The sequence below is a fragment of the Methyloversatilis thermotolerans genome (assembly GCF_000372885.1).
In the GTDB taxonomy this organism is placed as follows: Bacteria; Pseudomonadota; Gammaproteobacteria; order Burkholderiales; family Rhodocyclaceae; genus Methyloversatilis; species Methyloversatilis thermotolerans.
In genome coordinates, this window is record NZ_KB889967.1 from 890,187 (window position 1) to 911,333 (window position 21,147).

Here is a 21,147-nt window from a genome sequence, read left to right on the forward strand (position 1 = left end):
GCGTGATGCCGGACGCGGGCAGCATGGGCTGGCGCGCCCTTACGCGTACTGCTTGCGCCGCGTGCTCAGCCCGAGCACCGCCAGCCCGACCAGCAGCATCGCCCAGGTGTTTGCCTCCGGCACCGCGACGACGGCGATTTCGCCGGTGGTGTAGAGCTGGCTGAAATCCCAGCCCAGGCCGTCGGCGAGGCGAACCCCCGAGGTATCGATGCGGCTGAAGCCATCGCCTTCGAAGGTGGTCCAGTCCAGCAGGTCGAAGCGGTCGCCCTCGCGCAGCGTGATGCCGCTGTTGAGGTTGAGGGCGAGCGTGCTGTTCCAGATGGCGAGGCTTTCGGCGTCGATGCGCTGGGAGCGGCGTGTGCCCGACACGGAAATGTCGAGGTCCATATCCAGCGTCGTGGTGTGCAGGAGCAGCCCGCCCCGGGTTTCAAGTCGCGAGGTGATGGCGTCGAAGTCGAGCGAGCTTCCCGCCAGGAACGCCAGCCAGCCGCTGCCGTCGACATCGATGCGACCGTTGATCATGACGTCGCCGAGCAGATCGAGCCGGCTGCCGCTGGCAAGCGACACGCGGCTGCCATCCATCAGGGTGAGCAGGCCGCTGAATCCGGCGCTCGCGCCGTTCGCCGTTTCCAGGCGCGAACCGGTGGCCAGCGTGACCGGCCCGGTGAAACGGGTGCTGCTGCCCGATACGCCTTGCGCGATCGCGATCAGCCCATCGCGCTGGTTGCGCACAGTGCCCTCGAACAGCACGTCGGTGCCGGGCGGCGCGGTGTCGATGCGGCCGGTGTTGAGCACATCGCCGGACACCGTGCCGGCCACGTTCAGGCTGCCGCGGTTGTCGATCTCGCCACCGCCCAGTTTCGCGTAGCGATCGACGTTCACCGTGCCGCGATTCAGCATGCCGCGATCCAGGCGCACGGTGCCCCCCCGGACCTCCATCACGCCTTCGTTGTACAGATTGCCGCCGAACACGACCGGCGACGCGTAGCGCACGTCCGCCATCAGCGAACCGCTGTTGCGCACCGCACTGTTGACCTTTCCATACACCTGCATGCTGCCGCGGCTGTCGATCTCGCCACCGCCCAGCGTGCCGTTCTCGTTGACCGTGATGGCGCCGGTGTTGATGAAACCGCGGCTCACGTTCAGCGTGCCGTTCGCCACCAGCAGCGATCCCTGTTGCGCGAACACGCTGTCGATGTTGCCGTAGCCCTCGATGCGTCCGCCTGCACGGTTCTCGAGACGGCCATTGCCGTTCACGCGCGCACCATTGATCTGTATCTGGCCGGTGTTGGCGAGCACGAATGCGCTCTGCTCGAGCGTCACGTTCGACGCCTCGCCGAACGACAGTTGCAGGATGCCGCTGTTGAGCAGGCCGCCGGTGCCGCCCAGCGTGAGTGGCGCATCGACGCGCCAGGTGCCGGAATTGCGGCTCTGGCCGGCGCTGTTGATGCGTCCGCGTGCGTAGAAGGTGCCGCGGTTGTCGAAACCCCCGCTGCCGATGTCCAGCACGCCCGGCGCGCAGCAGCTCTCGCCGCTGGTGCTGGTCATGGTGCGGTAGTTGATCAGGCCACCCACGAAGGTGGTGCCGGTATAGCTCAGTGCATTCACCCCGGCGTTCAGGATGAGCGTGCCATCGATGCGTCCACCGGCCAGATGCAGGCCATCGTTGCGGTTGATGGTGACATTGCCGCTGATGGTGCCTCCTTCAAGCGTGAGCTTGCCGGTGTCTATGGTCACATTGCCGTTGAGCTCTCCGCCGAACAGCTTGATCGTTGGCGGGCCGTTGGTGCTGCTGCTGAACACCGTGTACACATTGCCGGTGATCGCGCCGTCGTAGATGAGCATGGTGCCACCCAGCACTTCGACACCGCCGGAAGCCAGCAGCACTGAACTGCTGTTCTGCATCAGGTAGGTACCGTTCATGTACAGCCTGCCGCTCACGCTGATTCCGCCGCCGTTGTGCAGGAAGGAGCCGCTTCCACCGGCGCCCACCCACATCTTGCTGGTCAGCAGGGAGCCGCCGGACAGGGAATAGACACCGACCGACCCGTCGCGCATGCCCAGTGTGAGCGTATCGGTGACGCGCAGCGTGCCGCCGCTGTGCAGGAAGGATGCGGCACCGGCATCGCCAACCACGAGAGAGTTCACCGTTGCTGAACCGCTCTTGAGTTCGTAGTCGTCGAAGTCGGCCACGTAATCGAAGCCGTCGAACAGCACTTCGAAATTGACCGCCCGGGCCGGCGAGCAGAAGCCGGCAGCGAGCAGGGCGGCGAACAGCAGGCGGTGGCGGAGGGAATGTCGGACAGGCATGGCAATCACCGTTTCTGGGATGGCCAAGATTACGCGATCGGTGGCCAGGTGGAGCAATACGCACTAGTGCGTAGTGGCCGCAGGTTCGCGCATGAGGCCGTGCAGCGCGTCACGGCGCGGTGCGGGAGCGGGCGCGTCGCCCCGGACAGCGGCGGGCAGGTCTGTTTCCGGGGCCGGACGGCGGGTCGCCCCGGCAACGCGCCTTCCGTGACGCCTGCCACACGAGGCCTGACGCTTGCCGCTCCGCTACGCGCATATGCGTATTGATGCGTTCTCTGCCACGCAAACAGAATGCGACCTCGGAATCGCCCTCGCTTCGGGCGACTTGAAGGCCTCGGCGAAGGCAGCTTTTCGGTACGTACGCGCCGGGCACACCGTGACACAAGGAGGAGGGCTGAAGATGAATGCGGGATGGAAAACGATGGCGCCGCTGCTGTTCGGACTGGCAGCGGGCATGCAGTCGGCGACGGCGGCGCCGGTGGTGGTGAGTACGCTGTCGTCGTGGGACGGATCGACCAACATCGGCGACTTCGGATCTTCGGGATTTTCGGGATGGGGCCAGTTCCTGCGTGCGCCGACCGGCACCAACCGGATGCTGGATTTCACCTTCCTGCTCAGCGATGCCATACAGGGCCGCGGCACCAACATGATTCCGGTCGAGATGCAGGCGCTGCTGGTCAAGTACAACCCGTTTACGCGCTTTATCGAGGGCCCGGTGTTGTATCGCAGCGACGTGATTTCGGTACCCGTAACCACCGGTCTGGAGTTCAAGGAGTACACCTTCGATTTCGATGTCGCGGTGAATGCCGGCGATACCTACATGATGTTCCTGTTCGCGACCAACTTCGAACTGACCATTCCTGACGATTCGCGCCTGCGTCTGGCCACGGTGGGCAATGTGCTGGGCGGGGCCGGCTGGAACATTCCCGCCTCGGCTTTCAGCGACCTGGACGAGATGCTGAGGGATCAGTGGCGGTTCACGGAAAACGAGGAACTGGCGTTTTCCGCCACCTTCGATTTTCGCGAAGTCAATACCGTGCCTGAGCCTTCGTCGGCGCTGCTGCTGGCGACCGCGGGTCTGGCTGGCGTGTGGGCGTCGCGACGGCGGCGCTGACCGGAGGCAGGCGCGATTCCGGCAGCGCGGTGCGCCGGCCGGGATTGACGCGGTGCGGCAGGGTGTTGGAGAATAAGAACCATTATCAGTATGGTCCGCAGTGCCCGCAGCGGGCCTGTTCCCGCCCAGGAAGTGCCCGTGTCCACCGCCGATTCCGTCGCCGATCTGTACCGCAACCACCACGGCTGGCTGCATGCGTGGTTACGCCGAAAGCTGGGGTGCACGCATCGCGCTGCCGATCTGGCACACGATACCTTCGTCCGTCTTCTGAAGCCGGGTGCGCTGTCGGAACTGCGCGAGCCGCGCGCCTTCCTGACGACGGTGGCGCACGGCCTGATGGTGAATCACCTGCGTCGCCAGGACATCGAGCGCGCCTATCTCGAAGCGCTCGCCACACGGCCGGAGCCGCTGGCACCCAGCCCGGAGGAGCGCGCGCTGATACTGGAAACCCTGGAACAGATCGATGCCGTGCTCGACGGCCTGTCGCAACGGGCGCGCACCGCCTTCCTGCTGTCGCAGCTCGAAGGCCTGAGTTACGCCGACATTGCCACACGGCTGGAGGTGTCGGTGAGCATGGTGAAGAAGTACATGTTGCAGGCCATCACCCATTGCATGCGGATCGATCTGTCGTGAGCGATCCGTCGTCGCTGGCCGATCCCGACGCGGACGCGCTGGCCGAAGCGGCGCAGTGGTTCGTGCTGCTGGCGTCGGGCGAGGCGACCGACGCCGATCGCGAGCGCTGGCGCGCCTGGCGTGCCGAGGACGCCCGCAACGAAGCCGGCTGGCGCCGGGCGGAATCCGCCACCGCGCTGTTCGCGCAGTTGCCGGCCGCCCATGCGCAGACCGCCGCCGACGTGCTCGGCCGGCGTGCCACGCCTGATCGTGGCCGCAGACGTGTCATGGGAGGCATGCTGGCCGCCCTCATCGGCAGCGTCGCCGGCTGGCAGGGCTGGCGACGCAGCGATCTGTCGGCGGATCACTGCACGGCGGTGGGCGAAATGCGCGACGTCATCCTGGCCGATGGCAGCGTGCTGCAGATGGATACCGACACCGCCATCGAGATCGATTTCACCGCGCGGGCCCGGCTCGTCGTCCTGCGGCGCGGTCGTGTGCTGATCAGCACCGGCCATCCGGCCGAAGCGGTGCCACCCTTCTTCGCGGTGACGGCCGAAGGCCGGGTCGAGGCGCTCGGTACCCGTTTCTCGGTGCGGCAGCAAGACGGCTGGAGCGAAGTGGGCGTGCTCGAGTCGCGCGTCGCCATCCATCCGGCGGCGGCCGTTCCGGCTCGCGGTCCCGCCCTGTTGCATGCCGGTCAGTTCGTGCGCTTCGACCGCGCCGGCGTCACCACCTTGCGCGCGCTCGGAGTGGCGGACAACGCATGGTCGCGCGGCATGCTGGTCGCCGATGCGATGACGCTTTCCGATTTCGCGGTCGAACTGGCGCGCTATCGCCGGGCGCCCATCGTCGTGTCGCCGGAGGTCGCCGACTGGCGCATTTCCGGCACCTTCCCGCTGGCCGACAGCGTGCGTGCGCTGGCTGCGGTGGCAGCCACGCTGCCGGTGCGGGTGCTGGCGCGCGACGCCGGCGATCCGGCTGCCGGGCATGCGCTGCTGCCCGCGCGTCCGGGCGCATCCGCGCGGTAACCAACGCCGGCACTGTACTTTTTCTTCACTCGATTGGCAGTGGAAGGAAACCTTCTTTCCAACCTTTCGAGGAATGCTTTCCGTGCCGATCTTCCGTCCAAGTCAGCGCCGCCTGCGGGCGGCGCCTCTTTCGTTGTCGCTTGCGCTGGCCTTCGGCGGCGCCGTGGCCGCTTCCATGCTGTGGGCCGCTCCTGTGGCTGCGCAGTCCGGCGCCACTGTCTTCCGTTTCGACATTGCGCCCGGCCCGCTCGCGGCGGCGCTTAACCAGGCGGGCGCCACCGCCGGCGTGCTGCTCAGTTTCGATCCGGCCCTGGTGGCGAATCTGCGCACTGCAGGGCTGCAGGGCAGTTTCGATATCCAAGAGGGCCTGCGCCGCCTGCTCGCTGGCAGCGGCCTCGAACCGGTCGCGCGCAGTGACGGCAGCTACGCGCTGCGCAAGGCGCCGGTACCCGAGTCCGGGGTCACGACCATGCGGGCGGTGCTGGTGACCGCGCGTGCCGATGCCGAGGCCGAGACCGCCACCGGGCCGGTGGATGGCTATGTGGCCCGTCGCGCGGCATCGGCCAGCAAGACCGACACACCGCTGCTGGAAACGCCTCGTTCGGTGACCGTGGTCACTGCCGACCAGATGCGCGATCGCGGTGTGCTGAATGTCGAACAGGCGGTCGCGTATACGGCGGGGGTGCAGATCGCCGCCTGGGGCAATGACCCGCGCTTCGACCAGATCACGGTGCGTGGTTTCGATGTCACCAGCACCGCCGATTATCGCGATGGGCTGCGTCAGACCAATACCGGATGGCTGTCCTATTTCCGCACCGAACCCTATGGCCTGGAACGTCTGGAAGTGTTGAAGGGGCCGAATTCGGTGCTGTTCGGCCAGATCAGCCCGGGCGGCATGATCAATCGCGTGAGCAAGCGTCCGACGCGGGAGGCGCTGCGCGAGGTGGAGGTGCAGGTGGGTAGCGATGACCACTATCAGGCGCAGGGCGACTTCGGCGGTGCCTTGACCGAGAACGGCGATGTGAGCTATCGCCTGACCGCGCTCGCACGCGACAGCGAATCCGATGTCGTGGGTGTGAACGACGACAGCCTGTATTTCGCGCCTGCACTGACCTGGCAGGTATCGGACCGCACGCGCATCACGCTGCTGGCGCACGCGCAGCACTTCGAAACCGCCGGTTCGCCGCGACCGTTCCAGTTGCCTTCCGGCGAACTGAGCCGGTTCTGGCCCGGCGACGTCGATTTCGACGGCCTGAAACAGACGCAGTATGTCGCCGGCTATGAAGCCGAACACCGCATCAGCGACACGCTGGTGCTGCGACAGAACCTGCGCTACGGCCATGTCGATACCGACAACCAGTATCTCAGCGGCACCCTGGATGCCGATGGCGACACCATCCAGCGCACGACCTACGGGGTATACGAAAGCATGCACAACCTGAGCGTCGATACCTCGCTGGAGTCGCGTTTCGCGACCGGCGCCGTGCAGCACAAGCTGATCGGCGGCATCGATCATTCGAAGCTGGATGGCAGCATCCGCTATCTGAGCGGCTCCGCGCCGTCGATCAGCATCAGCGATCCGGACTATCACCAGTCCATCGCGCGACCGTCCACGCTGTCGGTAGATCAGGATGTGAGCGGCACCAACACCGGCGCGTACGCGATGGACCAGGCGCAGTGGGGCGACTGGCGGCTGTCCGCCGGCGTGCGCCGCGATCGCGCCGAACAGACGCAGAAGGACAGGATGGCCGGATCGTCGAGCAGCCAGACCGACTGGAAGACCACCGGCAGCCTGGGCGTGCTGTACATGCTCACGCCGGAGCTTGCGCCGTACGTGAGTTACGCCACCTCGTTCTCGCCGCAGTTCGGCACCAACTTCTATGGCGATGCCTACAAGCCAACCGTGGGCAAGCAGGTCGAAGCCGGCATCAAGTACCAGCCCGCCGGCCGCCGCGCGCTGCTCACCGCCAGCGTGTTCCATCTCGTGCAGCAGAACGCGCTCACGCGCGATCCGGCCAACGTGAACAACCGGATCCAGACCGGAGAGACGCGCAGCCGGGGCATCGAACTGGAAGCCAGCGGGCACCTGCTTCAGCGACTGGAGCTGGTCGCGGCCTACACCCTGCAGGATGTCGATATCACGCGCTCGAACGACGGCACCGAAGGCCGGCAGCCGGTCGGCATACCGAGGCAGATGGCGTCGCTGTGGGGCAAGTATTCGTTCGTGAATGGCCTGGATGTCGGCGTGGGGGCACGCTGGATTGGCGAAAGCTATGCCGACAGCCAGAACACCTTGCGCAACGATGACTACACGCTGGTCGATGCGCGCATCGGCTATGACCTGGGCGGCATGCTGCACGGTGCAAGTGTGGCGCTGCGCGCCAACAACCTGACCGACAAGGCCTATCTCATGTGTCACGACGGCTATTGCTATCGCGGTCGCGGGCGCCTGGTGATGGCCAGTCTCAACTATCGCTGGTGAGCGTGCAGGGCGGCCGGGTGCCGCCCGCATCGCACCGGCTTTCGCATTCCATTCCATCATGCGCAACGTGCTCGTGCTGCTGCACCGCTGGTTCGGTCTCGCGTCTGCGCTGTTCCTGTTCGTCGCGGGACTGACCGGCGCCTTCATTTCGTGGGATCACGAACTGGACGAATGGCTCAATCCAGGCTTCTTCGATGCGCCGGTCACCGCCACGCCCATCCCTGCGCTCGAACTGGCGCGACGCATCGAGGCGGCCGATGCGCGGCTGCGGGTGAACTATCTGCCGCTGGCCGTGGAGCCCGGCCATTCTCAGCAGATCTGGGTGGAGCCACGCGTCGACCCGCGCACCGGACGTCGCTACGAGCCGGGCTTCAACCAGCTCGCGCTCGATCCGGCGACCGGCGCCATCCAGGGCCGTCGCCTGTGGGGCGATCTGTCCCTGAGCCGCGAGAACCTGCTGCCCTTCCTGTACAAGCTGCACTACTCGATGCACATACCGGATGGCTGGGGCATCGAACTGGGCATCTGGTTCATGGGCCTGATCGCGGTCGGCTGGACCCTGGATTGCCTGGTCGCGCTGTGGATCAGCTTTCCGAAGGCTTCGTCATGGCGCAAGTCTTTCGCCTTCCGCTGGCGCCAGGGCGGCTACCGGCTCAATTTCGATGTGCACCGTTCGGGCGGTGTGTGGCTGTGGCTGTTGCTGTGCGTGCTCGCGTTCACCTCGGTGTCGATGAATCTGCGCAGCCAGCTCGTCGCCCCGCTGACCGCTCTGTTCTCGCCGCTCAGCCCGAACCCGTTCGACACCGTGACGCCTCGACCGCCGGACCAGCCGATCGAACCCGTGCTCGACCGCGAGTCGGCGCTCGAATTGGCGCGTGCTGAAGCGGCCCGCCGCGGCTGGACCCCGCCGCCCGGCGGCATCTTCTATGCCGATGGCTATGGCGTGTATGGCGTGGGTTTCTTCGAACCGGGCGGCGATCATGGCGAAGCGGGGCTGGGGCCGCCCTGGCTGTACATCGATGCGCGCAGCGGCGATCTCGTGGGCGCCGTCGTGCCGGGCGAGGGCAGTGCCGGAGACATTTTCCTGGCGGCCCAGTTTCCGCTGCATTCCGGTCGCATCCTCGGATTGCCCGGCCGCATCCTGGTGTCGCTGATGGGCCTGGCGGTGGCGCTGCTGTCGGTCACCGGAATCGTGATCTGGCTGAAGAAGCGACGCGCGCGGTCCGGCCTGCGCTGAGCGGGCGATGCCCGAGCATTTTCTTCGGCACCGGACCTTGCACACGCTTCGGCCTGCTATATCCTCATGAATACAGGATGCGCGCGCAGTCCGCGCGTCCCGGCATCGAACTTGAGGAGTGTCCATGGCCGATATCGAGGTAACCCAGGGAGCGAGCGCGGAGCTGGAAGCGCTGCTGATGCAGCGCTCGCTGACCGATGCGCAACTGCAGGCTGCGGCGGAAACGGCGGCGGATTTCCGCATCCTGCCCGAGGCCACGGTGATCAAGATCGGTGGCCAGAGCATCATCGACCGCGGTCGCGCGGCCGTGTATCCACTGGTCGATGAAATCGTCGCGGCACGCGCGCGCCACAAGCTGCTGATCGGAACCGGCGCGGGCACACGCGCACGCCATCTGTACGCCATCGCGGCCGGACTCAATCTGCCGGCTGGCGTGCTGTCCCAGCTTGGCGCTTCGGTGGCCGACCAGAACGCCGCCATGCTGGGGCAGTTGATGGCGAAGCACGGCATATCGACGGTGGATGGGGCGGGGCTGTCGGCGGTGCCGCTGTACCTCGCCCAGGTCAATGCGGTGATATTCAGCGGCATGCCGCCCTACAAGCTGTGGATGCGACCGGCGGCCGAGGGCGTCATTCCGCCCTACCGGACCGATGCAGGCTGTTTCCTGCTGGCCGAGCAGTTCGGCTGCAAGGCCATGGTGTTCGTCAAGGACGAGGACGGCCTGTTCACGGCGAATCCAAAAACTGACAGGTCGGCCACCTTCATCCCCAGGATTTCAGTGGATGAGATGAAGTCGCGCGGGCTGCACGACTCCATCCTCGAATTTCCGGTGCTCGATCTGCTGCAGGCGGCGCGTCATGTGCGCGAAGTCCAGGTGATCAACGGGCTGATACCCGGCAAGCTCACCCGCGCGCTCGCCGGCGAACATGTCGGCACCGTCATCACCGCGAACTGAAGGCAGAACCATGGTCGATAGCTCGAATACCATCAAGCATGTGGCGTCGCCGCTGGCGCGGCAGACCCTGCAGGACAGGCAGCTCACGCGCCCGGTCGCGGGCGTCAAGCCGATACCTCTGCTGCCCTGGCTGCATGTCGTGAAGATCGGTGGCCGCGCCATCATGGATCGCGGCCATCAAGCCATCCTGCCCGTGGTCGAGGAGCTGCGCGCGCTGTTGCCCGAACACCGCCTGCTCATCCTGACCGGGGCCGGCATCCGTGCACGCCACCTGTATGGCGTGGGGCTGGATCTCGGTCTGCCGGTCGGATCGCTGGCGCCGCTGGCGGCCAGCGAAGCCGGGCAGAACGGGCACCTCCTCGCGTCGCTGCTGGCGCGGGACGGCGTGTCCTACATCGAGCATCCGGCCATCGCCAATCAGCTCGCCATTCACCTGACTGCCGCGCGCGCGGTGGTGGGCAGCGCCTTCCCGCCCTACCATCACCACGAATTTCCGACCTCGCGCATTCCGCCGCATCGCGCGGATACCGGCGCCTTCCTGCTGGCCGACGCATTGGGCGCCGCCAGCCTGACCCTGGTCGAGGACGTGGACGGGGTATATACCGCCGACCCGAACGGGCCGGACGCGGCACAGGCAGAACTGCTTGCCGATGTCGACGCGCATGAGTTGCAGCGGCAGGTCGGGCCGCTGCCCTTCGATCGCGCACTGCTCGAGGTGATGGCAAACGCTCGCCATCTGCGGCATGTGCAGCTCATCAATGGTCGAGTGCCCGGCCGCTTGACCGCCGCCCTGCGCGGCCGGCATGTCGGCACCCTCATCCGCACCGGTGTGGGCGCCGCCTGACCGGGGCGGGCTTCAGGCGACTTCGGCCGAACCGTCGGATCGCGGGTCGGCCGCGCCTTCCAGCCGGCCGTCGCGATGCCGGACCGCGATGCCGGCATGGCCGGCGCTGTCGTCGAAATTGCCCAGCGCCTCGAGCACGTGGCCGCGCGCGGCCAGTTCGTCGAACAGCGACTGCGGAAAACGTCCTTCCAGCTTGAGCGTTTCGCTGACCGAGCCCCAGGTGCGGCCGAGCAGCCAGCGCGGCGCCGATACCGCCTGCTGCAGGTCGTTGCCGGCATACAGATAGCGGCACAGCACGGCGGCCTGGAACTGCGGCTGGCCGTCGCCACCCATGCTGCCATAGACCACGGTGCGCCCATCCTTCAGTCGGGCGAGCGGTGGATTGAGCGTGTGGAAAGGTTTGCGGAAGGGCTCCAGCGCGTTCAGGGCGCCCGCCTGCAGCGAAAAGCTCACGCCGCGGTTCTGCCAGAGCACGCCGGTGTCGCCCGCCACCACACCGCTGCCGAACTCGTGGTAGATGCTCTGGATGAAGCTGACCGCGCGGCCGGCGCCGTCGATGGCGCCCAGCCATACCGTGTCGCCGGGCAGGCTGGTGAAGTGGCCACCGGCCCGGTCCGGATCGACATGGCTGGCCAGCGTGTCCAGGCAGTCGCTGCTCAGCAGCGACTGCGGATCGACCCGCATGCGCGCCGGATCGGTCAGATAGCGGTCGCGGATGATGAAGGCCTGGCGGGTGGCTTCGACCGCCAGATGGATGAAATCGGCCGACATCGGATCGTGGCGCCCGATGTCCAGCCGCTCGAGCAGGCCGAGGATGATGAGGGACAGCAGCCCTTGGCTGGGCGGCGGCATGTTGTAGAACTGGCCCAGGCGGTGGGTCAGTTCGAGCGGCGTGCGCCATTGCGCGCGATGCGCGCCGAAGTCGGCCAGCCGCAGCGGGCTGCCCGCGCGTTCCAGCGCCGACGCCATGCGCCGAGCCAGCTCGCCGGTGTAGAAATCGGCCAATCCGTTGCGCACGAGCTGGGCCAGCGTGTCGGCGAGCCTGGGCTGGTAGAGCAGGGTGCCGGCCTGCGGCAGTTCGCCGTCCGGCATGTAGTTGAGCTGGAAATAAGGCTGTTCGCCCACCTCTCCGATCTTGGCCGCGAGGCTGCGCGCCAGATTGGTGGTGACCGGAACACCATGCCGCGCGTGATGTTCGGCGTCGCGCAGCAGGCGCGACAGCGGCAGCGTTCCGCCTGCCTTGGCAGCGGCTTCCAGCGCGAGTTGCCAGCCGGATACGGTGCCGGCGACGGTGAGCGCCGCCAGCGGGCCGCGATTCGGAATGCGCTCGTACATGTCCTGGTCGAAATACCAGTGACGGCTGGCCAGCGCGCCGGCCGCACCGCATGCGTCGATGGCGCGCGGTGCCTGCCCCGGTTCGGCAATCAGCCAGAAGCTGTCGCCGCCGAGCGAATTCATGTGCGGATAGACGACGGCGATGGTCGCCGCGGCGGCAATCATGGCCTCGATCGCGTTGCCGCCTTCGCGCAGCACGTCGCGCGCGGATTCGCTGGCCAGATGATGCGGGCTGACCGCGATCCCGGCAGACTTTCGGCTCATGATCCCTCTCCCGATGTAAATGCTTGGCAGAACATGCCCTGTGATGGTGCATGATGTCTCGGCAGCGCGCATCAACGATGGGCAGACTTCCCGCGGACAGACGGGGTGCGGACCGACAGGCCGGGCGGCACGTATCTTGCGATTCGTTCTTTGCGTCAATGTACATCCCGGGCCGACCATTCATGATGTTTGATTCAGGCGCTTTGCGCAAAACCTATATTCGCATCCGTCTGTATCTGCGCAATCGGGCGGTACGACGTCGTCAGATCGCCTATCTGAAGCTCTGGCTGGGACGCCTGCTGCTGTGGGGCGGGGCGGTCGGGGTGGGGATGCTGGCGGTCGGATTCGCGCAGCTTTCGGATCACGCGATACATCTTTTCCGCAGCACCAGCAGCGACTACCCGTGGTGGCCCTTCGTGATCGCCCCTTTCGGTGGCGCGCTGTGCGTGTGGCTGACCCGTCGCTGGTTCGGCGGAGCGGAAGGCAGCGGCATTCCGCAGACCATCGCGGAAATGACGCGGCCGGAAGTGCCCGGCTGGAAGCCGTTGCTGTCGTTGCGCATCATCGTCGGCAAGGTGCTGGTCGGTGTGGCGGCCGTCGGCAGCGGGTTCTCTCTCGGTCGCGAAGGCCCGACCGTGCAGGTCGGTGCCTCGCTGCTCAATGCGCTGCATCGTGCCCTGCCGGGCAGTCTGCACATCCCGCGCACGCACATGCTGGTGGCGGGCGGTGCCGCCGGCATCGCGGCTGCGTTCAATACGCCACTGGCCGGCATCGCGTTCGCGATCGAGGAACTGACGCGCAGCGTCGAGGCGCGCATGAGCGGTCTCATCATCACGGCCATCGTTCTCGCGGGCATCGTGTCGCAGACCTTTCTCGGCAAGTCCAGCTATTTCGGCCAGATCGCCATCGGCGGCAGCGACCGCGAGATGGCGCTGGCGGTTGCGGTGACCGCCCTGGTGTGCGGCGCATCCGGTGGCCTGTTCTCGCGCATGCTCATCATGGGGTCGATCTCGTGGCGCGGTCCTCTGGCCGACTACCGGCGCCGCCGCCCGGTTCGCTTCGCCTTCCTGTGCGGCCTGCTGGTGGCGGCACTGGGGTACGCGAGCGGCGGTCTGGCGTTCGGCAGCGGCTATGCCGAGACGCGCGCGCTGCTCGATGGCGACAGCCAGCTCGCGTGGTATTACGGTCCGGTCAAGTTCATCGCCACCCTGATTGCCTACCTGAGCGGCTTGCCGGGCGGCATCTTCGCGCCCAGCCTGGCCATCGGCGCCGGCGTGGGCAACAATCTCGCGCCTCTGCTCGGTCAGGCCGACGCGCCGGGCATGCTGCTCGTGCTGTGCATGGCAGGTTTCCTCGCCGCGGTGACACAGGCGCCGATCACCTCCTTCATCATCGTGATGGAAATGGTGGATGGCTACTCGGTCATCATCGGCTTGATGGCCGTGTCCCTGCTGTCGGCCGGCGTGTCGCGCATCTTCAGCAAACCGCTGTACCACACCGTGGCCAAGGCCATGGTGGAACGCAATGTGGCGGCCGCGCGGGAAAGTGCTTCAACCCGGCCCTGAGCGGTCCGGGGTGCCGTTGCTCAAGCGGGCGGCCGGCTCAGTACGCCCAGCGCATGCACTTCGCGGGCGAGCGCTTCGCCCAGTGCGGCATGATCGGGCGCATCCAGATGCACGCCGTCGATCGCGCTGGAACGCACCACGGTTCCGGCATCGAAGAAGTGGGCGCCATGTTCCGCGCACACTGCATGCAGGGCGCTGGCCAGGCCGATGCACTTGAATTCCGCGCCGGCGAATTTCGCGGCGATGGCGCCCGAGGGGGTACCCGCTGGCGGCGGGGCCACCACCAGTACCGGCGGGACCGGCATTCCGGGCTCGATCGGTGCCTCGCGTATCGCACGCAGCAGGACCGCGGTTCCCTGCGCGGAGTGCCACGCGCTGTGCGGGTGCATGGACTGGAAATCGTTGCTGCCCAGCATCAGGATGACCAGCGCGAGCGGAGAATGGGTTTCGATGCGCTGCGCCAGTCCGTCAACGCCCTTTCGGCCGGGCTTGAACGGATCATCCCAGACGGTGCGCCGGCCGTTCAGACAGTCCTCGATCACGCGGACCCGGTATCCGCCGGCGAGCAGGCGACCCTCCATCGCGCCCGGCCAGCGGGCATCGAAGTCGAGGCGCTGACGCGTGCCCGGCACGATGCCCCAGGACAGCGAATCACCATAGACCAGTATCTGCTGCATGGGAGCCACTCAGGCGCCGTCCGGTCTGACCGTCGGAATGCTGCCGTCGGAGCGTCCCTTCAGATAGGCATACAGGTCATCGAACTTGTCGGCGAGATAGGGATGCCCCGGCATGCCCCGTTCCAGACGACCTTCGATGACGGTCTTGCGCACCTCTTCCTTGCTCAGCGTTTTCAGCGATTCGATCAGCGACGGGCCGACCATGCCTTCCTGGGCCGGACCATGACAGCGTTCGCATGCGGCGGAACGCCAGGTCTTCCAGCCCTTGATCACGTCGCCGCCGGAGCCGGCGACTGCAGTGGCGCCTTCGACCGGCGCGCGCTGCTCGACATCCGGTGCGGCTGGAGCGGGCGCCGGAGGCGTCGCGACCGGTGCGGCAGCCGGCATCACATCGGCGGGAGCCGGTGCGTTACCGGTCGGGGCTTGTGAAGCGGGCGGCGCGGACGGTACCACCGGTGGCGCATCGCTGGCGTTGTCCTTCACCGGCGGTTCGGCAGGGGACGGGACCGGGACATCGGAGGGCTTGCCGCAGGCCGCGAGCAAGGTTGCAAAGACGATCAGACTGCCACTGCGTAAGCTCATGTGCGCTCTCCTCGTGCTTGATCGGACCCGCCGTGTCCATCGTCGGGCTGGCATTCGGGATGTTATCCCGATGGCGAGCGCAGCCGCGCGCGTGTCGGCGTCTTCCTGCAAGGGAGCGTCAGTGCATGCCATGCCGGCGGAAGAACTCATCCATTCTTTCCGTGGCCGACAGCGCTTGCGACGGCTCCATGCCTCGTCCCTTGCGGCCGCCCGGCCAGGAGTGGTCGCCGGTATCGGTCACGCACAGCGCCACCTCGCTGTCATCGCGGCACGGTGCGTAGCGCTCGCAGCGCGCGCCCGCGGTGTCGAGTACGGTGCGCGCAGCACTCGGACATCCGTTGCGCGCCACCCAACGTTGGATGCTGTCCTTCACGGAAGTGAAATCGGTCACCACCTGCTCCCGCCGGAAGGCCGCGCCTGCGCCGCCTTCGAACAGCACGCGGCTGTCGTCCTTTGCATGGATGTGCAGTACCGATACCGCCCGTCCGTCCGGACAGGTGCGGGTGTTGTCGGTGCCCGCCACCGCCGTGATCGCGCGTATCAGGTCCGGGTGATCGCAGGCGAGGCGGTAGGCCATCATTGCGCCATTCGACATGCCTGTCGCGTAGATGCGCGCCGGGTCGACGCTGTATCGGCGCGACGTTTCCTTGATCGCCTGTGCGATGAAGCCGCTGTCGTCTATCTGTTCGTCGCGCGATGCCGCACAGCAGTTGCCGGCATTCCAGGTGGCAAGCCGACCGTTGCCGCGGCGGCTGTAGCCATTCGGGAACACGACGATGTAGCCGCTGCGTTCGGACAGCGAAATGAGACCGAAGCGGCGATCGTCGGCCATGTGCTGCATCGAGCCGCCGCCTCCGTGCATGGCGACGATGAGGGGCAGCGGCGAGCCCTCGCGGTAGCTTGCCGGAACATGGATCAGGGCCTGGCGTTGCAGGCCGTCGTGCGTGATGGTCAGCACCGGATCGGGGGGCCTCCCTTGCGGGCGGAGCGCCTGGGCAGGCAATGCGGTCGCCAGCATGAGCACCATGGTCAGCCAGGACAGCGTGTTCTTCATCATGGGGGAAAGTCCTTTGAGTCCTGTCGATACCGTCGTGGACGTGCGGGCGATACATTTTCTTACGGCATCTTTATAAAGCAGTGCTTGCAATTGAATAGTAAGCGATATAAAGTTCAACCCATGGACAGCCACAACACACGCGACATCGACGCAGACGCCGTACCGAAGCTGGGAAACCAGCTCTGTTTTGCGCTGTATTCGACCATGCTCGCAATGAACAAGGTATATCGGCGACTTCTGAAGGAGCTGGATCTGACCTATCCGCAGTATCTGGTCATGCTGGTGCTGTGGGAACAGGACAGCCAGACGGTGTCCGACATCGGCACGAAACTGTTTCTCGAGTCGCCGACGCTGACGCCGCTGCTCAAACGCCTGGAAGCTCAGGGTTTCGTGCGGCGCCAGCGCTCGACCAGCGATGAAAGGCAGGTCATCGTATCGCTCACCGAAGCGGGGAAGTCGCTGCAGATGCGCGCTCCCGCCGTGCAGTGCGGGGTTGCGGAGGCCCTGCAGTGCTCGCTGGAAGAGATCGGCGATCTGAGGGCGAGCTTGTTGCAGACACGATCACGCTTGTTCAGTCACGCGTGATCTGAAAAAGGCGGTGGGCACGCGCACCGCCTTTTTCTGAAACATAAACATCGCGTGCGATTAAAACGCTAGCGACTGGCTTATTAGTCGTGTGCGATTAAATAGTTGAACATATTTTCCGACCAACCTACGAAGGAGATTCACCATGGCAATCGAAACAGTCCTCTACCGCGCCCAGGCCCGTGCTACCGGTGGCCGCGATGGCCGAGCCACGTCGAGTGACGGCGTGCTCGACGTCAGTCTGACCACGCCGCGGGAACTGGGCGGTGCGGGTGGAGCCGGCACCAATCCTGAACAGTTGTTCGCGGCCGGTTACAGCGCCTGCTTCCTGGGTGCGATGAAGTTCGTCGCCCATCGCGACAAGCTCGCGATTCCTGCCGATGTGAGCGTGCAGGGAGACGTCGGCATAGGCGCCATTCCGAATGGCTTCGGCATCGAGGTCGACCTGCGCATTTCGCTGCCCGGACTGGATCGCGATGCGGCGCAGATCCTGGTCGACCGCGCCCACATCGTGTGCCCGTATTCCAATGCAACGCGCAACAACATCGACGTGCGCCTGCACGTGTCCGTCTGAGCCCGGCTCGCATCGTCAAGGAGAACAGCATCATGAAAACGCTCACCCGTCTCGTTTCGTCCATCGCACTCGCCGCCACCGCCAGTGTGGCGCTGGCCGCCGGCAGCCCCGGCGTGGAACATCGCACCCAGGCCTTCCTCGAGGCGCTGGCCTCGGGCGGCGGCAAGCCGCTTGAAACGCTCAGTCCGGCGGAAGCGCGCGCCGTCCTTGTCAATGCGCAGTCGGGCGCCAATGTGCCGCTCGCACCGGCCGACGTGAGCGAGAAGCGCATCCGGGTCGACGGGCAGGACATCGATCTGACCGTCGTGCGTCCGGCGGGCGTGAAGGGCGTATTGCCGGTATTCATGTTTTTCCATGGCGGCGGCTGGATACTGGGCGACTACCCGACACATGAGCGCTTTGTGCGTGACCTCGTGGCCGGTTCCGGTGCGGTGGCGGTATTCGTCAATTACACGCCGTCTCCGGAAGCGCGCTATCCGGTCGCCATCAACCAGGCCTATGCCGCGACGCGCTGGGTAGCCGAACATGGCGCCGATATCGGCGTCGACGGCAGTCGCCTCGCGGTGGTCGGCAACAGCGTGGGGGGCAATATGGCGGCGGTTGTGGCCCTCATGGCCAAGGAAAGGGGCGCGCCCGCCATCCGTTCGCAAGTGCTGTTCTGGCCGGTCACGCACGCCAATTTCGAGAACGCGTCGTATGACGAATTCGCGCATGACCACTTCCTGACGCGCGACATGATGAAGTGGTTCTGGAACGCCTACACGACCGATCCGGCCCAGCGGCAGCAGATCCACGCGTCCCCCCTGCTGGCCGACCGTACGCAGTTGAGCGGTCTGCCGCCGGCGCTGATCCAGACTGCGGAGAAGGACGTGTTGCGCGACGAGGGAGAGGCCTACGCGCGCAAGCTCGACGCCGCGGGGGTGGATGTGACGGTTGCGCGCTACAACGGCATGATCCACGACTTCGGACTGCTCAATGTGCTGAGTCAGTTGCCGGCGACGCGGGCAGCCCTGCATCAGGCGTCCGAGGAACTGAAGGCGCGCCTGAGATGAGCTGAGCAAAAAGGGGAAGGCCGAAGCCTTCCCCTTTTTGTCGTGCATTCCCCTGCGGGGATTTCAGTGCGCTCGGTGGCGAATGGCCGGGTGCGTAACGGTGGCCAGGTCGGCGGTCACGACGAAATCGCGCGAGCTTTGCGCCAGCACGGCGGGATGCTGCTGCATTTGGGGCGACTTGCCGGCAACTGCGAGCGACTTCGCACGGCCATTCAGGCCGGCGGCGTAGGTCGGCGCGGCAGCCGGGGCGTCCAGGCTTTCACCCATGACACCGGTGCGGCCGGCCGGCTTGGCGGCGACTTCAACCGGCTTGACGCGGCCATTCAGGCCGGAGGCGTAGGTTGGCGCGGCAGCCGGGGCGTCCAGGCTTTCGCCCATGACACCGGTGCGGCCGGCCGGCTTGGCGGCGACTTCAACCGGCTTGGCACGGCCATTCAGGCCGGCAGCGTATGCGGGGGCGGACATCGCCGGAGCGTAGCGCTCGCCCATCACGCCCTTCGCTTCTTCCGCAGCCGACAGGCCGCTGAAACAGGACATCAGAGCTGCGATCACGATACGAGTCTTCATGGTTGGATCTCCAAGTTGGAATGGCTGAATGAAATCGGGGTGAAGCGAAACTTGGGCTGACCGGGCGTTGTTGCGGTGTGCTTTCGTCAGCAGCTTGAATTCCGTATCGGAGATCGCTGATCCGCTTATGAGGGCAAAATTGATCAGAGTTTCTTTGCTGCCATATCAGTGTTTCTGTCGGTTCTCCTTTATCCGCTACAGAAAAACGTTTCGGCGCAAAAGCCGGCGTAGGGTGCCGTCGCCTTTTGCCGGAAAAAAATCCTTAAGGAGGCCTCAAGCCCTGGTTTTGCCTAGATTTTGATAAATTTTGCTTATCAGGAGATTTTCCCGGGCCGCAGGCATTGGACCCCTGAACGATGGCCTTTGACCCTGGAGCGATGGGGAAGGCGCGGAGGTGAGCGACAGGGAGAAGCGGGTCGGGACGCCAAGCGGGTGGATGGGATGGACGCCGCCAGAGGGCCGGCGTCCGCGCGACGTCAGTTCGCGCTCTGGCGGTCGTGCTTCTGGTGCCTGATGGAACGGTTCGCCCTGTCCTGCAGATGCTCCATGCGTCGCGCTTCACGCTTGTCGACCGTTCCATCCGCCAGTGCGCGGTTTTCGACGCGGTCGATGTGCGTCTGTTGATGCGCGAGGCGGTTCGCCTCCTGCTCGCTGAGGTGACCGTTTTCCACGCCCTGGTCGATACGTTGTTCCTGTCTGTCCTGGCGATTGTCGATGCGTGTTTCCATGTATCCGGAAGGTGTCTGGGCCAGAGCGGCGCCAGCGATCAGAAGCAGGCTTGCGGCGACGGCGGTCGGGGTATTCATGTCATGCTCCAGGTTGTCGGCGGGCGCGGAATGCGCTGCCATGCCCTGTCGACGCGGGGTCATGCCGGGGTCTTACGCCTGGCCGCTGTAAGAGAAGGTAAGCGGCCGGGCGGGCGTAAGCATCTGTGCGGAGCCGCGTCTACATGGCAGGACACCTTTTCCGGGTTTCGTCATGCATGTCCGATACCACCCTCTGTCATTTTTCCTGTTCGCGCTCGCGCTCATCACGCCGGCGGCGGGCGCCGGTCTGCCGCCGGTTCCCGATCCGGCGGAATGGGCTGCACAGTCACCGCAGCAGCGCGAAGAACAGGCGCGCGCGCTGCGCGAAAGACTGAAGTCCGCTTCGCCGCAGGAGCGCGCAGCATTCCGCGAGAGGCTGCGCGAGCGCCTGTCCACGCTGCCGCCCGAACAGAGGCAGGACATCGGAGAACGTCTGCGCGAACAGTGGCAATCGATGAGCGAAGACGACCGGGAACGTGCGCGTGCGGAACGGCGCGCCTACATCCAGTCGCTGACGCCGGAGGAGCGGCGCGCACTGCTGCGCGAGCGGCGCGACATGTTGCAGAGGATGACGCCGGAACAGCGCGAGCGGATCAAGCGTGAGTTCGCGCGCTGAAGGCGTGGGCGGTTTCGTGGCCGTGCTGCCGGTGACATGGCGCAGCGACGCGGCGCTGTTGCAGCGTGCACTGGACGGCGATCGCCGGGCGGCGACCGTGCTGGTTTCGCGACTGAGCCGGCCGGCGCATGCGCTGGCGTGGCGACTGACCGGAAGCGGATCCGATGCCGAGGACGTGGTACAGGAGGCTTTCTGCAGGCTCTGGCAGCACGGTGCCCGTTTCGAGGCACGCGCTCAGCTCAGCACCTGGTTTCTCGGCATCGTGCGCAATCTGTGCATGGATCGCTTCCGGCGCATCCGCCCGCAGGCCGACGAGGCCGAGCTCGAAGATCTGGCGGACGAGGCCCCGACGCCGGAACAAAGCTGGCAGCAGGCGGCCGAAAGCGGAGAGCTGGTGCGGGCGATGGCGAAGTTGCCCGAACGCCAGCGCGTCGCGTTGATGATGTGGGCGTGGCAGGACCACGATGTGGCGCATATTGCACGGGAACTGCAGATTGCGGAGAACGCGGCGCATCAGCTGCTGTTCCGTGCCCGCGCGCGATTGAAAACCCTGTTGTCGGAAGGGGATTCGGCATGAGCCGATTGTTTTCGGATGACGCGCTGCGCGACGCCTTGCGCAGCATGACGGTGCCGGAGCCGGACGCGCGGCTCCTGGCTTGCGGCGTGGACGCGGCCCCGGCGGCACGCGCGACGTCGCCTGGCGCCTGGAGGATCGCGCTCGCCGCCGGCTTGCTGCTCGCGATTGCCGTCGTTGGCGCGCTGGAGTACCAGGCGTGGCAGGAAACCGAAGAACTTGCGCGACTGGATGAAATGTCAGTGGATACCTTGCCGCTGCTCTAGCCGGCAGCCCACCACGATACGGCGCCTGCGCGAGGCCCGGCG

Annotated in this window: 21 protein-coding genes; 14 read left to right on the forward strand and 7 right to left on the reverse strand. The window is 66.1% G+C overall.

All coding sequences use genetic code 11. The features are described from left to right. Nucleotides 1-39: 39 nt before the first annotated feature. Nucleotides 40-2,310: a PEP-CTERM sorting domain-containing protein gene (locus tag A3Q7_RS0103540; RefSeq protein ID WP_157278086.1), complete on the reverse strand. Its 2,271-nt coding sequence runs from the start codon at nucleotides 2,308-2,310 to the stop codon at nucleotides 40-42. A gap of 235 nt (nucleotides 2,311-2,545) precedes the next feature. Between A3Q7_RS0103540 and A3Q7_RS0103545 the strand changes: the two genes are divergently transcribed. From A3Q7_RS0103545 to A3Q7_RS0103575, 7 genes are all read left to right on the forward strand, one after another. Beyond that, nucleotides 2,546-3,424: a PEP-CTERM sorting domain-containing protein gene (locus tag A3Q7_RS0103545; RefSeq protein WP_232417807.1), complete on the forward strand. Its 879-nt coding sequence runs from the start codon at nucleotides 2,546-2,548 to the stop codon at nucleotides 3,422-3,424. 90 nt (nucleotides 3,425-3,514) lie between these two features. Then, entirely contained in the window at nucleotides 3,515-4,057 is a 543-nt protein-coding gene (locus A3Q7_RS0103550; RefSeq protein ID WP_018410476.1) for a sigma-70 family RNA polymerase sigma factor, read from the forward strand. Further along, complete coding sequence (locus tag A3Q7_RS0103555; protein WP_018410477.1) at nucleotides 4,054-5,067, forward strand: FecR domain-containing protein; 1,014 nt, start codon at nucleotides 4,054-4,056, stop codon at nucleotides 5,065-5,067. The genes A3Q7_RS0103550 and A3Q7_RS0103555 overlap by 4 nt, the downstream gene beginning before the upstream one ends. 73 nt (nucleotides 5,068-5,140) lie before the next feature. Continuing rightward, nucleotides 5,141-7,549 carry a TonB-dependent siderophore receptor gene (locus A3Q7_RS0103560; RefSeq protein WP_018410478.1) on the forward strand — a complete coding sequence of 803 codons (2,409 nt, stop codon included), beginning with the start codon at nucleotides 5,141-5,143 and terminating at the stop codon, nucleotides 7,547-7,549. Between the two features lie 58 nt (nucleotides 7,550-7,607). Beyond that, nucleotides 7,608-8,786 carry a PepSY-associated TM helix domain-containing protein gene (locus tag A3Q7_RS0103565; RefSeq protein ID WP_018410479.1) on the forward strand — a complete coding sequence of 393 codons (1,179 nt, stop codon included), beginning with the start codon at nucleotides 7,608-7,610 and terminating at the stop codon, nucleotides 8,784-8,786. A gap of 124 nt (nucleotides 8,787-8,910) precedes the next feature. After that, nucleotides 8,911-9,741 carry an amino acid kinase family protein gene (locus tag A3Q7_RS0103570; protein WP_018410480.1) on the forward strand — a complete coding sequence of 277 codons (831 nt, stop codon included), beginning with the start codon at nucleotides 8,911-8,913 and terminating at the stop codon, nucleotides 9,739-9,741. 10 nt (nucleotides 9,742-9,751) lie between these two features. Further along, on the forward strand, nucleotides 9,752-10,585 hold the full coding sequence (locus tag A3Q7_RS0103575) for an amino acid kinase family protein (protein WP_018410481.1): 834 nt from the start codon (nucleotides 9,752-9,754) through the stop codon (nucleotides 10,583-10,585). A 12-nt stretch (nucleotides 10,586-10,597) separates the two neighbouring features. On the opposite strand, the gene A3Q7_RS0103580 is transcribed toward A3Q7_RS0103575, so the two are convergent. Continuing rightward, nucleotides 10,598-12,184, reverse strand: a complete 1,587-nt coding sequence (locus A3Q7_RS0103580) for a gamma-glutamyltransferase family protein (protein ID WP_018410482.1) — start codon at nucleotides 12,182-12,184, stop codon at nucleotides 10,598-10,600. 182 nt (nucleotides 12,185-12,366) lie between these two features. Between A3Q7_RS0103580 and A3Q7_RS0103585 the strand changes: the two genes are divergently transcribed. Beyond that, nucleotides 12,367-13,749: a chloride channel protein gene (locus A3Q7_RS0103585; RefSeq protein WP_018410483.1), complete on the forward strand. Its 1,383-nt coding sequence runs from the start codon at nucleotides 12,367-12,369 to the stop codon at nucleotides 13,747-13,749. Between the two features lie 20 nt (nucleotides 13,750-13,769). Here the strand turns inward: A3Q7_RS0103585 and A3Q7_RS0103590 are convergent, their stop codons facing one another. The 3 genes from A3Q7_RS0103590 to A3Q7_RS0103600 all read right to left on the reverse strand — a co-directional run bounded on the left by A3Q7_RS0103590 (nucleotide 13,770) and on the right by A3Q7_RS0103600 (nucleotide 16,065). Continuing rightward, nucleotides 13,770-14,426: an SGNH/GDSL hydrolase family protein gene (locus A3Q7_RS0103590; RefSeq protein ID WP_040570793.1), complete on the reverse strand. Its 657-nt coding sequence runs from the start codon at nucleotides 14,424-14,426 to the stop codon at nucleotides 13,770-13,772. Between the two features lie 9 nt (nucleotides 14,427-14,435). Further along, nucleotides 14,436-15,008 (reverse strand): c-type cytochrome, encoded by a 573-nt coding sequence (locus A3Q7_RS19340; RefSeq protein WP_018410485.1) that lies wholly within the window; start codon nucleotides 15,006-15,008, stop codon nucleotides 14,436-14,438. A gap of 118 nt (nucleotides 15,009-15,126) precedes the next feature. Continuing rightward, complete coding sequence (locus tag A3Q7_RS0103600; RefSeq protein ID WP_018410486.1) at nucleotides 15,127-16,065, reverse strand: extracellular catalytic domain type 1 short-chain-length polyhydroxyalkanoate depolymerase; 939 nt, start codon at nucleotides 16,063-16,065, stop codon at nucleotides 15,127-15,129. Nucleotides 16,066-16,185: 120 nt separating this feature from the next. Here A3Q7_RS0103600 and A3Q7_RS0103605 point away from each other — a divergent pair, with 120 nt between their 5' ends. The 3 genes from A3Q7_RS0103605 (at nucleotide 16,186) to A3Q7_RS0103615 (ending at nucleotide 18,276) form a co-directional block, all read left to right on the forward strand. Continuing rightward, complete coding sequence (locus A3Q7_RS0103605; protein ID WP_018410487.1) at nucleotides 16,186-16,650, forward strand: MarR family winged helix-turn-helix transcriptional regulator; 465 nt, start codon at nucleotides 16,186-16,188, stop codon at nucleotides 16,648-16,650. A 145-nt stretch (nucleotides 16,651-16,795) separates the two neighbouring features. After that, nucleotides 16,796-17,224, forward strand: a complete 429-nt coding sequence (locus A3Q7_RS0103610; protein ID WP_018410488.1) for an organic hydroperoxide resistance protein — start codon at nucleotides 16,796-16,798, stop codon at nucleotides 17,222-17,224. Between the two features lie 32 nt (nucleotides 17,225-17,256). After that, entirely contained in the window at nucleotides 17,257-18,276 is a 1,020-nt protein-coding gene (locus tag A3Q7_RS0103615; protein ID WP_018410489.1) for an alpha/beta hydrolase, read from the forward strand. A gap of 63 nt (nucleotides 18,277-18,339) precedes the next feature. Here the strand turns inward: A3Q7_RS0103615 and A3Q7_RS0103620 are convergent, their stop codons facing one another. Then, entirely contained in the window at nucleotides 18,340-18,843 is a 504-nt protein-coding gene (locus A3Q7_RS0103620; RefSeq protein ID WP_018410490.1) for a hypothetical protein, read from the reverse strand. A 476-nt stretch (nucleotides 18,844-19,319) separates the two neighbouring features. Continuing rightward, the gene (locus A3Q7_RS0103625) at nucleotides 19,320-19,649 is read right to left on the reverse strand and encodes a hypothetical protein (protein ID WP_026224454.1); all 330 of its coding nucleotides are present in this window, start codon (nucleotides 19,647-19,649) and stop codon (nucleotides 19,320-19,322) included. Nucleotides 19,650-19,821: 172 nt separating this feature from the next. Here A3Q7_RS0103625 and A3Q7_RS0103630 point away from each other — a divergent pair, with 172 nt between their 5' ends. Genes A3Q7_RS0103630 through A3Q7_RS0103640 form a run of 3 tightly spaced genes read left to right on the forward strand, consistent with a single transcriptional unit; the run spans nucleotide 19,822 to nucleotide 21,105 of the window. Then, nucleotides 19,822-20,265: a DUF3106 domain-containing protein gene (locus A3Q7_RS0103630; RefSeq protein WP_018410492.1), complete on the forward strand. Its 444-nt coding sequence runs from the start codon at nucleotides 19,822-19,824 to the stop codon at nucleotides 20,263-20,265. Continuing rightward, nucleotides 20,249-20,842, forward strand: a complete 594-nt coding sequence (locus A3Q7_RS0103635; RefSeq protein WP_018410493.1) for an RNA polymerase sigma factor — start codon at nucleotides 20,249-20,251, stop codon at nucleotides 20,840-20,842. Before A3Q7_RS0103630 ends, A3Q7_RS0103635 begins: the two co-directional genes overlap by 17 nt. Further along, nucleotides 20,839-21,105 carry a hypothetical protein gene (locus A3Q7_RS0103640; RefSeq protein WP_018410494.1) on the forward strand — a complete coding sequence of 89 codons (267 nt, stop codon included), beginning with the start codon at nucleotides 20,839-20,841 and terminating at the stop codon, nucleotides 21,103-21,105. The genes A3Q7_RS0103635 and A3Q7_RS0103640 overlap by 4 nt, the downstream gene beginning before the upstream one ends. The last annotated feature ends 42 nt before the right edge of the window (nucleotides 21,106-21,147 follow it).